This window comes from Neobacillus sp. 114 (assembly GCF_030127045.1).
GTDB classification, from domain to species: domain Bacteria; phylum Bacillota; class Bacilli; order Bacillales; family Cytobacillaceae; genus Neobacillus; species Neobacillus rhizophilus.
Window position 1 is genome coordinate 4,069,342 of record NZ_CP126144.1, and the last position, 15,475, is coordinate 4,084,816.

14 protein-coding genes and 1 pseudogene are annotated in these 15,475 nt (G+C 38.6%); 3 read left to right on the forward strand and 12 right to left on the reverse strand.

Annotated elements, in window-relative coordinates:
* Positions 1 to 20: 20 nt before the first annotated feature.
* Positions 21 to 788, reverse strand: a complete 768-nt coding sequence (locus QNN06_RS19685) for a carboxymuconolactone decarboxylase family protein (protein WP_284035805.1) — start codon at positions 786 to 788, stop codon at positions 21 to 23.
* A 458-nt stretch (positions 789 to 1,246) separates the two neighbouring features.
* On the opposite strand from QNN06_RS19685, the gene QNN06_RS19690 reads away from it, so the two are divergent.
* The gene (locus QNN06_RS19690) at positions 1,247 to 2,728 is read left to right on the forward strand and encodes an aldehyde dehydrogenase family protein (protein ID WP_217036303.1); all 1,482 of its coding nucleotides are present in this window, start codon (positions 1,247 to 1,249) and stop codon (positions 2,726 to 2,728) included.
* Positions 2,729 to 3,380: 652 nt separating this feature from the next.
* On the opposite strand, the gene QNN06_RS19695 is transcribed toward QNN06_RS19690, so the two are convergent.
* The 7 genes and pseudogenes from QNN06_RS19695 to QNN06_RS19725 form a co-directional block, all read right to left on the reverse strand.
* Positions 3,381 to 3,755, reverse strand: a complete 375-nt coding sequence (locus tag QNN06_RS19695; RefSeq protein ID WP_284035806.1) for a nuclear transport factor 2 family protein — start codon at positions 3,753 to 3,755, stop codon at positions 3,381 to 3,383.
* 127 nt (positions 3,756 to 3,882) lie between these two features.
* Positions 3,883 to 4,383: a DUF2975 domain-containing protein gene (locus tag QNN06_RS19700; protein ID WP_284035807.1), complete on the reverse strand. Its 501-nt coding sequence runs from the start codon at positions 4,381 to 4,383 to the stop codon at positions 3,883 to 3,885.
* Positions 4,384 to 4,583: 200 nt separating this feature from the next.
* Positions 4,584 to 5,990, reverse strand: a complete 1,407-nt coding sequence (locus QNN06_RS19705; protein ID WP_217036299.1) for a M28 family peptidase — start codon at positions 5,988 to 5,990, stop codon at positions 4,584 to 4,586.
* A 329-nt stretch (positions 5,991 to 6,319) separates the two neighbouring features.
* Complete coding sequence (locus QNN06_RS19710; protein ID WP_284037960.1) at positions 6,320 to 7,420, reverse strand: MBL fold metallo-hydrolase; 1,101 nt, start codon at positions 7,418 to 7,420, stop codon at positions 6,320 to 6,322.
* Between the two features lie 77 nt (positions 7,421 to 7,497).
* Entirely contained in the window at positions 7,498 to 7,857 is a 360-nt protein-coding gene (locus QNN06_RS19715) for a hypothetical protein (RefSeq protein ID WP_284035808.1), read from the reverse strand.
* Between the two features lie 42 nt (positions 7,858 to 7,899).
* Positions 7,900 to 8,400, reverse strand: coding sequence for a DapH/DapD/GlmU-related protein (locus QNN06_RS19720; protein ID WP_284035809.1), 501 nt, complete (start codon positions 8,398 to 8,400; stop codon positions 7,900 to 7,902).
* Positions 8,401 to 8,604: 204 nt separating this feature from the next.
* Positions 8,605 to 8,805, reverse strand: a pseudogene (locus QNN06_RS19725) (alcohol dehydrogenase); the annotation flags it as partial.
* 256 nt (positions 8,806 to 9,061) lie between these two features.
* Between QNN06_RS19725 and QNN06_RS19730 the strand changes: the two are divergent.
* Complete coding sequence (locus QNN06_RS19730) at positions 9,062 to 9,775, forward strand: HoxN/HupN/NixA family nickel/cobalt transporter (protein WP_284035810.1); 714 nt, start codon at positions 9,062 to 9,064, stop codon at positions 9,773 to 9,775.
* 600 nt (positions 9,776 to 10,375) lie between these two features.
* Here the strand turns inward: QNN06_RS19730 and QNN06_RS19735 are convergent.
* The 4 genes from QNN06_RS19735 to QNN06_RS19750 form a co-directional block, all read right to left on the reverse strand.
* The gene (locus QNN06_RS19735; RefSeq protein WP_284035811.1) at positions 10,376 to 10,867 is read right to left on the reverse strand and encodes a PTS sugar transporter subunit IIA; all 492 of its coding nucleotides are present in this window, start codon (positions 10,865 to 10,867) and stop codon (positions 10,376 to 10,378) included.
* 127 nt (positions 10,868 to 10,994) lie between these two features.
* On the reverse strand, positions 10,995 to 12,320 hold the full coding sequence (locus QNN06_RS19740) for a 6-phospho-alpha-glucosidase (RefSeq protein WP_213119145.1): 1,326 nt from the start codon (positions 12,318 to 12,320) through the stop codon (positions 10,995 to 10,997).
* 63 nt (positions 12,321 to 12,383) lie between these two features.
* Complete coding sequence (locus QNN06_RS19745) at positions 12,384 to 13,985, reverse strand: PTS transporter subunit EIIC (protein ID WP_284035812.1); 1,602 nt, start codon at positions 13,983 to 13,985, stop codon at positions 12,384 to 12,386.
* Between the two features lie 129 nt (positions 13,986 to 14,114).
* Complete coding sequence (locus tag QNN06_RS19750; RefSeq protein WP_284035813.1) at positions 14,115 to 14,888, reverse strand: MurR/RpiR family transcriptional regulator; 774 nt, start codon at positions 14,886 to 14,888, stop codon at positions 14,115 to 14,117.
* A gap of 298 nt (positions 14,889 to 15,186) precedes the next feature.
* Between QNN06_RS19750 and QNN06_RS19755 the strand changes: the two genes are divergently transcribed.
* Positions 15,187 to 15,357, forward strand: a complete 171-nt coding sequence (locus QNN06_RS19755) for a hypothetical protein (protein WP_284035814.1) — start codon at positions 15,187 to 15,189, stop codon at positions 15,355 to 15,357.
* Positions 15,358 to 15,475: the final 118 nt, after the last annotated feature.

Consider the following 15,475-nt stretch of genomic DNA (forward strand, 5'->3'; position numbering starts at 1 on the left):
TTTCCCCCTATAAAATAGTTTTATTTATTCCCCTTTTCAGCTAGCACCGATCTTAAAATCGGAATTCCCGCATAAAAGGTATCAACACCTTGCGCACTTGTAATTTTTAAAACTTCCATAATTTCTTCAAAGGTCGCCCCTTGCCGTAAAGCACTTTGAATATGGACCCTAGTACCAACAGCAAATAAATGTGTTGTGGCAATATCAACGGCAATGTAAATAAATTCCTTTAACTTCGGGCTTAGAATGTCATTTTCCCAAGGATTTGTCAGAAATTGATAATAACTTTCAAAAAACTGCTCATCATTTAATAAGAGAGTGTCTCGGAATGAATGCCAGTAGCCCATCTTTTGAATAAACTTTTCTTTTAACTCCTCCTGATGTGCATCCAATTTTGCATTTGCGAAGGCACCTGTTTCTTCAACTAAAATTGGAACCCCGACCGCACATGTATGCATACCTAGTACACTGACAAGTTTAAAAACTTCTAATATTTCTTTTTCGGTAGCCCCTTGATCAATGGCGTTTTCTATGTGGGTTCTTAATGTGTCCGTGCTTAGATTCGTAGGAGCGGAGCTTAATGCAACGTTTATTAATTCTCTGGACTTGGCATCAAGAATGTTATTTTTGTAGGGAGTCGCTACTAACTTTTTATAAATCTCAAAGAATTCCGGGTCTTTTTCTGCTAAATAACTTAAAGTAGAGTTCCAATATCCTAAGTCTTTTTTGTAAGATGCTTCATGATCCTTCACTAACTCGCTGGTTTTTGTTGTCTCTTGATTAACCAAAATTTTTTATCCTCCTTTGTATTTCAAAATCATTACTTTGTAACTTTTTAATATGCAACTTTTGTGCCACATTTCTTTTTACAAAAAAGTAATCAGGTTCTTATATTCATAGAACCTTGCTATTTCCCCTGATTTTTTTGGTTTCAAGAATAGATGATGGCCTTTTTTACTATTTATTCGTGGAATTTTTATGTTGGGATGTTTTAAAAATGAAACAAATTGTTTCGGCATTGGGACATGGACAGCACTAGATTAAATGGCACTCTCTTTGGTATTGATAATAATACTTTCAAAGTAGTTTTGGCATGCTTATTGCATATTAACAGTTAAGGAGGTGGATTCAGTAAGATAACTAGAATAAACCGAATTTAGCAGGTATAAACCGTAGTTCATGATTTTGTTTAAATTGAGAGAAATATTTCTGTATGACAAATATTTGTAAATATGGAGGAATGTAAATGGTACAAACTTTGGAATTGAGTCAAAAGGTAGTAGAATTTTTAAAAGGTACTAAAAAACTATTTATCAATGGGCAATGGGTTGAATCAGTAAGCGGAAAGACATTTGAAACCAAAAATCCGGCTACCGGCGAAGTTATTACCAACGTATATGAATCCCAAGAAGCAGATATTGATCGGGCAGTAAAAGCTGCACGGGAGGCATTTGACAATGGTCCATGGTCTAAGATATCTGGTTCAGACCGTAGTCGGCTCATTTATAAATTAGCCGACCTAATGGAAGAGAATTTAGAAGAGCTTGCACAACTTGAAACATTAGATAATGGAAAACCTATTAATGAATCTAAATTTTTTGATGTCCCGACGGCCATTGAACACTTCCGATATTATGCCGGCTGGTCAACTAAAATCGTAGGGCAGACCATCCCGGTAAACGGTAATTTTTTCACCTATACTAGGCATGAGCCGGTAGGTGTAGTCGGACAAATTATTCCATGGAACTTTCCACTTTTAATGGCAGCTTGGAAATTAGGGGCTGCACTTGCGACTGGTTGTACTGTTGTATTGAAGCCAGCTGAGCAAACGCCACTTTCAGCCTTGTATTTAGCTAAGTTAATGCAGGAAGCCGGTTTCCCTGATGGAGTGGTCAATATTGTTCCTGGATTTGGACCGACAGCAGGAGAACCCCTGGTAAGGCATGAAATGGTTAACAAAGTCGCCTTTACTGGATCAACAGTAGTGGGAAAACAGATTATGCGACTTGCTTCCGACTCGCTTAAAAGAGTGACATTAGAGCTTGGAGGAAAGTCACCTAATATTATACTTCCTGATGCCGATTTGACAAAAGCCATCCCTGGTTCATTGATGGGAATCATGTTTAACCAGGGACAAGTTTGCACTGCGGGTTCGCGTCTTTTTGTCCAAAAGAAAGCGTATGATAATGTCGTAGCTGACCTTGTCTCTTATTCAAAAAGTATCAAACAGGGCCCAGGGCTTGATACCAATACGCAAATGGGACCACTTGTTACGGAAAAACAGCAAAATCGCGTGATGAGCTATATTGAAAAAGGAAGACAAGAAGGGGCTGAAATGTTAACAGGTGGAAGAAATCCATTCGATAGTGGATACTTTGTTGAACCGACGATATTCTCAGCCGTGCAAGATAATATGACAATTGCACGGGAAGAAATTTTTGGTCCGGTCCTTGTTGCTATGCCGTTTGACGATTTAGACGAAGTGATCAAACGCGCTAATAATACCGCTTATGGCCTTGCTGCAGCCGTTTGGACTGAGAATGTTCGCAATGCCCACTATGTAGCTAGTAAACTACAAGCCGGGACGGTCTGGGTCAATAGTTATAATGCTGTAGATGCCGCCGCACCATTTGGTGGATTCAAGCAGTCCGGAATTGGACGTGAAATGGGATCTTATGCGCTTGATGCCTATACTGAAGTAAAAAGTGTTTTTGTTAATATGGATTAAGGTTAGTTTGCTTGAAGTACGCCAGAAAAAAGACCATCCATTTGGATAACGGGTTCCGTTAACTCTCGCAAACATTAAAAATGTAATGCAAAATGACCTTCAAATTGTATGGTAATTTGGAGGTCTATTTTTGTTGATATAAAGGGATTTCGATATTTATCTTGGGAGAATTTGTAGTGCAATTTGTATATTAAAATGTGGGGTACAATAGCCAATTTACTCAGCAAAATATACTCATTTTTACTTACAAATTAATATACAAAAAATATTGGTTAGGCTCTGTTATTAACTGAATGTTGATTTCGCTGTGTTTGAAAAATAAACGGAGAAATTCCGGCTAAATTGGGAAATACCCATATTTTCTTAAAAATAAGGGGAGTTTTTCCGCTTATAATATCCAAATCTTTAGATTCTGTCTTATTTAGAGCAGTTAACCGGAAAATCTTCGCTTATATCCGCTTCTTAAGCTTCCCTTAAATACATTAGGAGGAAATTCTCCGCCTATGAATTCTCATACCAACCCAAAAATCGATATCTTTTACCAAAAATAAAATATACTACAATTTTTTCCTTTCTAATCTCTCCCGTTAGCGAAAAGGCGTTCCTGCAAATAGCAGAAACGCCTTCATTTGAAATGCTACAATAAACAAGCTTAAAACACGCCATTTTCATTGGGGGAATTCTCCGGTATGAGCTGACCTACATCCCACAATTCGACGATGGATTCGTCATTGAAGCGGAATATATGGACCACAGCCACCCCAAGGTCATCAGGTTTTTGTTTTATATGGGAGTAAACTACAACCATATCCTCATCTTCAATGACACGTTTTACTTCAAGGCTTTTGTTAGGATTCTGGGCAGCATTCTCTTCCATTGCGAGCATTAGAGAGTCAGCATCTCCACGGAAAAAGGGATTATGATGGCGAAAATCCGTACTAATGTACCTACTGTATGCTTCGCGCACTTCCCCAGACGCAACCAGTTGCAAAAACGACACAGCATTTTCTTTTAAAGAGTTCTTCATTGCAAATCTTCCTTTCCTTAAAGTGTAACTTTTAGGCTAATCTTTGTAATTTTGGTTAATCACATAAGATTCAATAAAAGGGGTCTCGATACATCTATCTTAATAATAATCAACAAAGTTTTCCAGCTTAGATCATTAAATCATTTTCAGATTTAATATCAACTGCGTTTTTACAAAGCTTTTGAAGAACCGTTGCAAAAACTGCGATCACAATGGAAGCAAAAATAATGACCAAGCCGATAAGTAAAATTCCTGGATTTCTCGCATTTTGTGAGATGAGAGTGACAATACCTGCTAAATACCATGCACTGATTGTGATGGCGCAGAATTTTATATATTTAATAGACGTTATTGATAATTCTGAGAAGGCTTTGTTATTGTCAATATAGCCTAACAGCTTCAACACTTGAAAAAGTGCAAAGAAGAACGGAATAGCTGTCATATAGATCCCGATTAACAAAGGATATTTCAAATGGGTAAACTCAGGGTACATGTCAGCAAATACATTTGCTTGCCAAGGCAACCAATATATACATGAAACAAGGACAGTTATTCCGACTATACAAACAGCTATTCTTAACATAAGAATTTTTCCTCGGTCAACAATATCCATCAGCTCTTGATTCATTTAAAAGCACCTCACTTATTGAACTTTGATTTCATTTTATCGGAAGATTTTATCGTTTTCCAATAAATTATTAGTGCTTTTTAATAAATCAGCAAAAAACCCCGACATTAATCGGGGTTCTCTCTGTGAAACTTTCAATGGAGATGAGCACCAGGTTTGTCTACGGGCGGTGTCAGGCACGATTGAAAGAACCACTTCTTCTATGCTCCCGGCGGACGATTTTCAAAGTCATAGTCGACCGGTTGCGGTGCTACTCTTGAATGTTGTAGGGCCGGGGTGTCCGGACGAGCAATTTGATAGACGGAAGCACCGACAATTTCAGCTGTTTCTTGCAGTTTGTTTTTGTCAATTTTGTCTAACGTATCAGCAGGTGTGTGATACCATGGCTCAAGTGGCGAGTGAATGAATAAAGCTGCCGGTATGCCTAGTTCATGGAATGGCTGGTGGTCACTTCGCCCCAATTGGCCATACGGGACCACTTCACCCAATGCCGTTCTGGCTCCTGCAGCAGAAGCTAGATCGGTAACTAAGTTTTTCTTGCCGTCAATGGTATACATGATTAAGCCGTTCGCCTTATTGTCGCCTCCGGCATCCTTGCTGCCGATCATATCCATTTGGAAGTGGGCAACTATGCGGTCAGCTTCATCTGCACTTAATGTCCCCGCATAATGGTAGGAACCTAACAGACCTAGTTCCTCTGAACCGAATGTTACAAAGCGAAGCTCTGTATCAATCGGTGTATTGGCCATGACTCTTGCAAGCTCCAGTACAGCCGATACGCCGGAAGCATCATCATTCGCACCCGGTCCGTTCTGAACGGAATCATGGTGTGCGCCTATCAGGACAACTTGGCCGGTGTCTTTGTTTTTATTCGGCTTCATTTTGGCTATCACATTGTAGGATGTTTTTTCCTCAACTCCAGATCCTGTGACTTTAATATGTGCTGTTACAGATCCATTTTTCACTTGCTCTGCCAGAGCCAAACCTTGGGCTTTAGTAATGGCAACAGCAGGAATATTTTGACCATATGTAGCTTGGCCAAACGCGTTCGATGTTCCGGTATTGTTGTACATCACAACACCAACTGCTCCTTTATCAAAAACATTTTGCACCTTTTCGACGAAGGTGATGTCGCCGCGCTCAATTAGTGCGATTTTTCCTTTTACACCGTCAGGCACCGTACCTTTAATCGCTTTGCCCACATCCAGCAATTCTGCTGTTACCTCTCCACTGTATGAACCGGAAAAGACATAGGGCTTCAAATTCTCCCCGCCAATTTCCAATAAGCCGCTGACGTTATTTCTAACAACTGTATAGATTGGGAAAGGCTGCACCTCTGTCTCATAGCCATATTGTTTAAAATGGCTCTCTATGTACTGAACACCTCTAAGTTCTCCAGGAGTCCCTGCCTGGCGAGGAACTTCTGATAAAGAGGCAATGTGGTTATACATGTTGTCAGCACTGATTTTTTTGATAATCTTGTTGTCAAATGCGGATGCCGCATTTGCGTTTGGTACACCTGCCTCCGGTCCTTTGGCATAGGCACCATTGACACTCAAAACTAATCCCGCCGTTAACAAAGCAGCCATCGTTTTTTTTCGTTTCATCGAACTCCCCCTTAATGATTTGTAAACGATTTCCAGTAAATTATCATTTAATTTAATAGTTTAGTAAACTTCAATAGTTTTACAAAAATCTACAAATTCATCCATTATCACAAACCTTTTTACTAGATAGAGGCTGAGATTAAATCTATGTATGTCGAGAAATATATGAATAACGAAAAAAGATAGGTCTACAATCCTTATCACAATAAAAATAGGACTCGTCTATAAAATGCGAGTCCAATTACGTCTTTCATTCTTAAAAATAGTCAATTTTTTCCTTAATAATAAAGGATTGTGCCATATTTAATTGTTCTTTTCATCTTTTTTACCTACTTATTCAATTTTGTCCACCAAGAGGAGGTAGGAATGGACTCATCTAATAGAACTGTTTCGCCAATTTTAGGAGTGATCATACTTACTCCTGATTTTTCAGATGCCTTTAATGCGCGTTCTATCGGTTCTGTCCAACCATGATAAGCAAGGGTAAAGGCTCCCCAGTGAATTAACATCATATTTTTACCATTTACATCTAAATGAGCCTGAACAGATTGTTCAGGTGTCATATGAACCCATGACCAACGACGGTCATATTGTCCCCCTTCTATTAAAGTAAGATCAAAAGGTCCGTACTTCTTCCCAATTTCCTTAAAGTGTGTGTCATACCCTCCATCTCCGCTTGTATAGAAACGTGTCTTTTCCCCAAGTATGACCCAACCGCCCCAAAGAGTGGAATTTCTATTTAAAGGTCCTCTGCCAGAAAAGTGTTTGGAAGGTGTGAATGCTACCGTTAAGCCTTGAAACTCTGATTCATCCCACCAATTTAATTCTGTTATTTTTACTTTTTTAACTCCCCAATCGATTAAGTGTGCACCTACACCAAGAGGAACGAAAAAATGATTAACCTTGTTCTTTAATTTTTTAATAGATGGATAATCTAAGTGGTCGTAATGATCATGAGTAATAAAAACAGCATCAATTGGCGGCATATCATCAATAAGATGCAGCATATCTTCGCTGTAACGCTTGCTCCCTACGAAAGAAACTGGTGAAGCAACTGGACCGAGCATGGGATCTACAAGTATCTTTTTATTATCGATACTAACTAAAAAAGCAGAATGACCAAACCAAGTTAAACTATCTTTCTCACTTTTAACTTTGTTCCAATCAATTTCGGAAACAGGAATTTGACCTTTAGGATTACGGTCTTTAGCACCTGAAATATTTTCCTCAAGCATGGAGAAATAATCAGCTGCCCCCATATTTAACTTTGTTGGTTTTGGATTGAGAAATTTACCATCAGCATAATTGGCCAATTGACTGAATCGCTCTTTTTGCTTTTTGCTTGGGTTGCTGCCGAAAGCTGGACTTATGTTGATAAACAATAAGATGAAAACGATTAATGAAACTAAAAAAATGAATAAATAAACCATCACCTTTTTCATAACCCCTCCCCACATATTTCATGAAACATTCAATATTTATCTGCTATTTGTTAGATAAAGGATAATCACTTTTTGATACATACTGCATCCAGAGTCCACCATCGTCCAGTTTTTTTATATCCTTTAGGAAGAAATTTACTGGTTGTGGTTTTTTTTGATAAGAGTCCTTTTGCATCTTTATTTGCAACGTAATCAGTTCTAGGAATCGTCGAAATGTTATCTTGTTTTAAATCACATTGATGGCCAAAGGTAAAATGTTCCTCCATGGTTACTCTACCACACATCCATACTTTACATCCGGATCGTCCGTGAATTTTTTCATACTCGTTAATAAAATATTGGGTTCGTTCCTCTTTCAAATAATCCCCAATGATTTTCCCATCCAACGAAGTCAGCATTTGACAAATTATATATGGTCTTTCCAAAGTTATTACTCCTTTCTATAAAAGTAATCGCAGAACAAATCATTATGCTTGTTGATTGTGATATAAAAAGCCCTGTTTGAACAGGGCAACACCAGGGACGACAGTGACATTTGCTCCAACCCAGACATTGTTGCCAATGACAATTGGTGCAGGATGTATAGTGCTGCGTTTTTTCGGGTCAATGTCGTGATTAAGAGTTGCCAACACGACATTATGCCCGATGAGAACACCATCACCAATCGTAATTCCTCCTTGATCCTGAAACCGACAGCCCGAGTTTATAAAGACATTTTTGCCGAAAGTGATGTTCTTCCCGCAATCTGTATAAAAAGGAGGAAACACTGCAAATGTTTTATCGACCGGTTTACCTGTCAACTGAGTAAACAATTCTCGAATTTCTTCCGGAGTATGATAATGTCCGTTCAGCTCAGCGGTTAACTTCATTGCCATCTGCGAAAGATCGTGCATCATCTGGTGCATTTCTGAACCGCCCTCAACTGCTTTACCTTGGTTCAAGTGTGCTAAGAAATCATGAATATCCATTGGTTTCCTCCTATAGACAAAGCTTTCTATTTTGTTAATCGTTTCTACAAGGGCGCCGACATCTGCCTAATTTATTGCCCCGTTTGTTTAAATTTATTATTTAAGATTCTCGCTAAAATAGGTAATGCCTGAAGTTAACATATCATTAATAAAGGAGGCACACCGATATAGGAGTGCCCCCTAATATATTGCTAGTTACACCTGTTATTCATTCTCCATCGTGCTGATATCGATCACAAATCGATACCGTACATCTGAAGATAATACGCGCTCCCAGGCCTCATCAATCTGATTGGCGGAAATAACCTCGATCTCCGGAGCAATCTGGTGTTCAGCACAAAAGTCGAGCATTTCCTGCGTTTCGCGAATTCCACCTATCATCGAACCAGCATACGACCGGCGATGACCTAATCAACATCTGTTAATCATTATAAATTGAACCAAGATGCTTTCAATGGTTAAAAAAACTCATTTCGTTGTTTAATCAACAAATCTATAAAAATTGTTGATTATTATTTCAACAATTTTATCAATAAAGATAATCCATTCTATGATATTATTGATTAATGCTTAAAACCATTCTACATTCTTTTGTTAAATTCCATCCAACTTACAGATGTATGGTTTTTGCTTTTTTACTATCTTTTAAGGAGGTTTTTTAATGGAGGTAAGTTTTTTATCGGTTCTTGCTCTAGGATTTGTGCTCGGTATCAAGCACGCAATAGAACCAGACCATGTGATTGCTGTATCTACCATTGCTAGTCAAAGCAAAAAATTATTTCGTTCGTCTTTAGCTGGAGTTTTCTGGGGGATTGGCCATACTGCTACATTATTTATTATCGGGATTATTATTATTCTGATGAAAGGCGAAATCCCTGAAAAATGGGCGATGTCATTAGAATTTTTAGTCGGTATCATGCTTGTTTATCTTGGTGTTTCAACTATCCTTTCATTTAGGAATATCCACGTACATCAGCATAATCACGATGAAGAAGAGCATAAACATGTCCACTCACATAACTTTAGTGGTAAACATGTACATAAACACAAACATAAAAATGTTTCCTATTTGAAATCCACGGTGATTGGCTTAATTCATGGTCTTGCTGGGAGTGGGGCTATGGTACTTCTGACCATGAGTACTGTTAATAGTGTCTGGGAAGCAGCAATCTATATCCTTATATTCGGTGTAGGAACAATAATTGGAATGCTTTTCTTTACCACAATTATAGGAATTCCCTTCGTTTTTAGCTCCAAAAAAGTTGGCCTAAATAAATCACTTACTCAAATAACGGGCTTGATTAGTATCGTGTTTGGGATCTTTTACATGTACAACCTTGGGGTAACTGAAGGATTATTTAAACTTTGGATATAGTAGTTTCATTGTTAGAGAGATGGATTGATTTTCATCTCTCTTCTTTAACTCCCCTGCATTGTAAGCTGAATAAAAAAGCTGCCCTTGGGTTCTTAACATCTTTTTCATCTATAGTTAATGTTCGTGAGAACTGATTTTGTTTACAATTGAATTATATTCTTGGTCGCTAATAATCCCTAACACTTTACATAAGTAGGAATGTAATAGGATTTTTTTCTTAATTCGTTTAGATGGAAACACCATTATCACTCCCTTTATTCTTATATTATTTAATTCCTCTAAAAAGTTTCCTTAACGCAAAAAGTTTTCCTTAATAAAACTATTATCTTTATAAATCCATCGAGATTAATCGGTTTTTGACAATTTCAAGTTTGGAATGGATGGTACAATCTCGAACTAACCATACTTGGTTGGAGAAATTGAAAAAACACGAAGAAATTACAATTCATACTCTTTAAATGTAGCACATGAGCAAAGCCTTTTAGAAAATCACAAAAAAAATAAAAAAAAGACCAACGTACACACACGTTTGGTCTTTTTGCAATATTTTGTAGAGTTCTCTTGTAACACAACTTTCTAACCCAACAACGAATCATTTTTCTACTTCATTTTCACCTGCAACAAAACAGATTCCCCACGTTTAACTGAGGTATCTTCAGTTTTAGTTAAAGTGTCGACTGCATCAAAGTTTGTTATCACAACTGGCGAGATGATGCTTTCCGCTTTTTCCTTTACCAGCTCCAAATCAAAGGTAACAAGCTTGTCACCCGCTTTAACTTGGTCACCTTGTTTTACATGGCCTTCGAAGCCTTCTCCACCCATCGCAACGGTTTCCATTCCGATATGAATGAGGATTTCCAGACCATCTTTGCTGCGAATTCCAACAGCATGATTGGTTGGAAAAATTTGCGCAATCTCACCGTCCAGCGGTGCTACGACTACTCCTTCAGTTGGCTCAACTGCAATCCCGTCACCAATCATTTTTTGGCTGAACACCTGATCAGGAACATCTTCAATTTTGACCACTTTTCCTGTAATCGGAGAAACAAGTGTCATCGTTGTCTCTTTTTTTCCAAATAGCTTTTTAAACATTCTATTTACCTCCTATACGTATGATGCCCGTAGGAAGAGGCGAAAAAGCTTTCCGCTTGATTCGCCTCTTCCTTCATTATTACTGATACGTGTGATTGAGACAAGAGAACCGTCCCCATGCATCATTTTAGTGCAGTTCTGGCCAGTATGCTTTGTTGGCTTCGATTAGGTCGTCTAAGATTTCTTTTGCTACTTTGGCGCTTGGTACTGTTTTTGATAGAGTTAGAGCTTGCCATAGTTTTTGGTAGCTGCCTTCGATATAGGCTTGGACGACTAGTTTTTCTACTGTTACCTGCTGGTACATTAATGCTCTTTGGAATTCAGGAATCTTTCCTTGGCTTAATGGTTCTGGACCGTCGCTGCCGATAATACATGGAACTTCTACCATGGCGTCATCATCAAAGTTGGCAATGGCACCATTGTTTTCGACGATCAATAGCATTCTTTCATGTGTGTTAAAGGCAATGGCACGAGCAAGGTCAACGATAAAGACTGCATGAGCGCCCATTTCAAATTCACAGCCTTCCGCTGTTCCTCTTTCAATGATGTTTCTTGCTGTTGAGAAGACCGTCTTTTCCCTGCCGGCAATGACTTCATTAGCACGGGTGAATTCTGGGTTGGAATGCTCCACCACATAATCAGGATAGAAATAATATTTTAAATAGGTGTTAGGCAAGAATCTTGGATCTACCGCTAACAGATCCTTCGCTTTCTTATGTGTCTCCTGCCAGCTTGCATCCGTATGCTGGGTGTCCACTTCTTTTTGTGTCAGATAGCCATTCTCTGCGACATAATCACGAATTTGTGGCAGATATTCATGTCCTTCTTTGTCTTTTATGCTTGTCCACCAGCCAAAGTGGTTTAATCCGAAATAACGTACTTCCAAGTCCTTTGGCTCTATGCCGATAATGTGCGACATTCTGCGCAGCGTCCCGACAGGCATATCACAAATGTTCAATACCTTGGAATTTGGACGAAGCACGCGGCAAGCTTCCGCTACGATTGCTGCAGGATTGGAATAGTTTAACATCCAAGCATCCGGTGAATATTTTTCCATAATGTCAATCAACTCAATCATGTCACCAATGCTTCTCATTCCATACGCAATCCCGCCAGGTCCGCAGGTTTCTTGGCCGACGACACCATGCTTTAATGGAATCTTTTCGTCTTTTTCGCGCATTTCATATTTTCCAGTACGAATATGGGCAAAACAGAAGTCGATATCGGTGAATGCTTCCTCTGGATCAGTTGTAAAAGAGTATTCAATATCCGGTGCATTTTCTTTCATTACAATGTCCAGCGCTTCCCCTAAAACAGCTTGTCTTTCTCTGTCATTATCATATAATTTTAATTTTCGAAGCGGGAAACGGTCCAGATTATCCAATAGCATCATCACAATACCCGGTGTATAGGTGCTTCCTCCGCCTGCAATTACTACTGAGAATTTCTTCATGTTCTCCATTCCCTTCTATTATCTGTCTTCTCTTTGTTGTTATAGGTTTCAATCTGTTAATGTTTATTCGTTTGTGCTTAATCCTAAGTAGCTGTCTACCGCTTTACGGATGTTCGTTACCTGTAAGCCATAAACAACCTGTACATTTTTATCTTTGATGATAACTCCGCTAGCACCTGTTTCTTTTTTCAACACATCTTCATTTACCCTTTCAGGATGCTCCAGAGTTAAGCGAAGTCGTGTATAACAATTGGTGACTGTATTAATATTGCTTGCTCCACCCAAAGCATCGACGATTACAGTGGCAATTCCGTCATTTCCCTGCGGCACAGGAGTACCAGCAGTTCCTGCACTTTTCTTTGCTTTGTAATCGTTCTTCGAATACAATTTCGTCTCATTACCTTCATCTTCTCTTCCAATCGTTTTGAAGTTAAATTTCACGATCAAGAAGCGGAAGACAACATAATAAATCACAAAGAAGATCAATCCGATTAAAATGTACATTGGCCAGTGTGTCTTTTGAATTCCGAGCGGTAGATTGAACAGTAAGAAGTCAATCATTCCGTTTGGTCCAATCGCACGTACATCAAATAGATGGAACGTTACCATCGCTAAACCGCTTAAACATGCGTGAACCACAAATAGTAATGGTGCAACGAACATAAATGAAAATTCAATTGGTTCTGTGACACCTGCGATAAAAGATGTAACCGCAGCAGGAATCAAAATAGCTTTGACCTTGGCTTTATTTTCTGGCTTCGCAGTGTGGTACATGGCTAAACATGCACCGATTAAACCAAACATTTTGGAAATACCGCGCGCATCCCAAACAACGCTTGGGGAAAGCTCTTTTACGCTTGGATCGGCAATTTCCGCATAATAAATATTTCTTGCCCCTTCGAATACTTTGCCGCCAACTTCAGCACTGCCGCCCAATTCTGTGTATAAGAATGGTGTATAGATAAGGTGGTGAAGACCGGTTGGAATTAACAAACGTTCTAATGCTCCGTATAGGAAAATTCCGAAGCTTCCGCTGTGGTTAATCAGTGTTCCAAGCTTGTTAATGCCAGTTTGGAAATATGGCCAAATAAATGTAAGAGCGATGGATAATAGCACAACGACTGGAATTAGAACGATAAAGACAAATCGTGAACCGCCGTAAATTTGAAAAGCGCCATTGAATTCTGTATCAATAAATTTGTTATGGACCATAGCAGTGATGATACCGAGGATTAGTCCAAGGAACACACCCATGTCGAGGATTTGCACACCTAATACAAGAGTTTGTCCAGTCCCTTGCAAGGTTTCTCCTTCATAAAGAACCCCGCTCAGCTGCATAAATTTATTCATCGCATTGACAAACACCAGGTACCCCAACAATGCGGTAAATCCAGCAACAGCTTTTTCTTTATTCGCTAAACCGACCGTGATCCCGACACAGAAAATAAGTCCCAAGTTACCAAGAATCGAAACCAATGATCCTGTTAAAATTGTTCCAAAACCAGTCGTAATCGGATTATTTAAAAATGGGATGACTTCTAATAGTCTTTGATTGGTTAGTAAATTTCCCAGGGCAATTAAAATACCCGCAATCGGCAAAATAAGTACCGGAATGAACATCGCTTTTGAAAAGCGCTGCATGCCATCCATGACTTTCGCTTTCATTTTGCCTTCCCCTCCTGTATGTGTGTTTTTGTATTCGTTTTCGTCGACAGGTTTAGAATACAATGTAACCGTTTCATAGTCGATAGATTCTACAAGATAAAAAACGTGTTTCACATATTGAAACACGTTTCACTCGTTGCTGCCTTTTTTAGTCAAAATCGCTTCAACATACTGCTTGATGATAAATTCAAACATCAGCATAAGACTCGGAAAAAAGCTGTTTGGCAGCATATTTCGATCGTCCAGTTTGCTGTGGTCAATGATTTTAAAATTCAAATCGGAAAGCTCTGCGATCCGATTGTCTGTTTCTTTTGTGAATGACACCGTAAAAATCTGATGCTCTTTGGCTGCTTGTAATTTATCGATAATTAGCTGTGTTTCACCTGATTTGGAAATGACGACTAAGGCCCCGATATCTTCCAAATTATTTTCGAATACGCCAACCGAATCAGTTCCGCTTGCAAAAATTGTTTTTCTGCCCAAAACCAATAATTTTTTATACAAGTATTCTGCTGCAATGGCGGAAAAACCGGTGGCGTAAATAAAAATATAGCTTGTCTTAAGGTTTAGTACATTGTGTATAAAGGATTGGAAATCTCCCAGCGAATTATGGTCGAGAAAATCCTTCTCACTAATTTCCAAAAAATCCTCCATCACGCCGCTTTGCGGTAAATCTGCTTTTTTGACAAGCGGCAGAAGCTGATAATACATATCGACAAATCCGGTATAGCCTAATTTTTTGGACAGACGGATGACAGTTGCCGGAGAAGTGAAATTTTCTTTTGCTATTTTCCGTACGCCCATTTGCAAAACAGTGTCGATATTTTCAATGATAAATTGCACAATCTGGACATCTATTTCGGTTAAATTTTTCCCTTGAACAATTTTACTGATATCAATCATATTTTACCCACTCTCACTCGATGAAGCCCTTGCTATCAATAGTTTTCATTATATCGGAATAGGAGTTTTACCACAAACTTATGTCGAAGAAAAACATTTATAGTAAGAAGTTATATAAAAGAAAATTAACCAAAAATCCAGTTTCGTAAATTATAAGTAAATTTTAAATAGAAACTATTAAAGCCGTTTATAGATACGGTTAATTCATGTTAAGAATTGGAAAATCGCCTCTTTTTTTCCTCAAATGCTTGTATGATAAGACTGTAATAAAAAATGCAACATTCAAGGAGGAAGAAAGATGAAACTCAAAAAATGGTTATTTGCTTTGATGTCAGCATTAATGTTACTCGGAGTTGCAACAGCATGCTCAGATACCAGTTCAAAAACAGATGATACGAACACTGAACAAACCGACGATGGTTCCCAAGATGATGGATCACAAAATGAAGATGGCAAGTCTGGTCAATAAGCAGGAAGAAAAAGATGGAACAAGACGGGTACTTCCGTCTTGTTTGCTATTTTCATATCTTCTTTCTTTTCATATTTCTTTACGTAGGTGTCAGTACTCATAGTACGAACTATAAAAA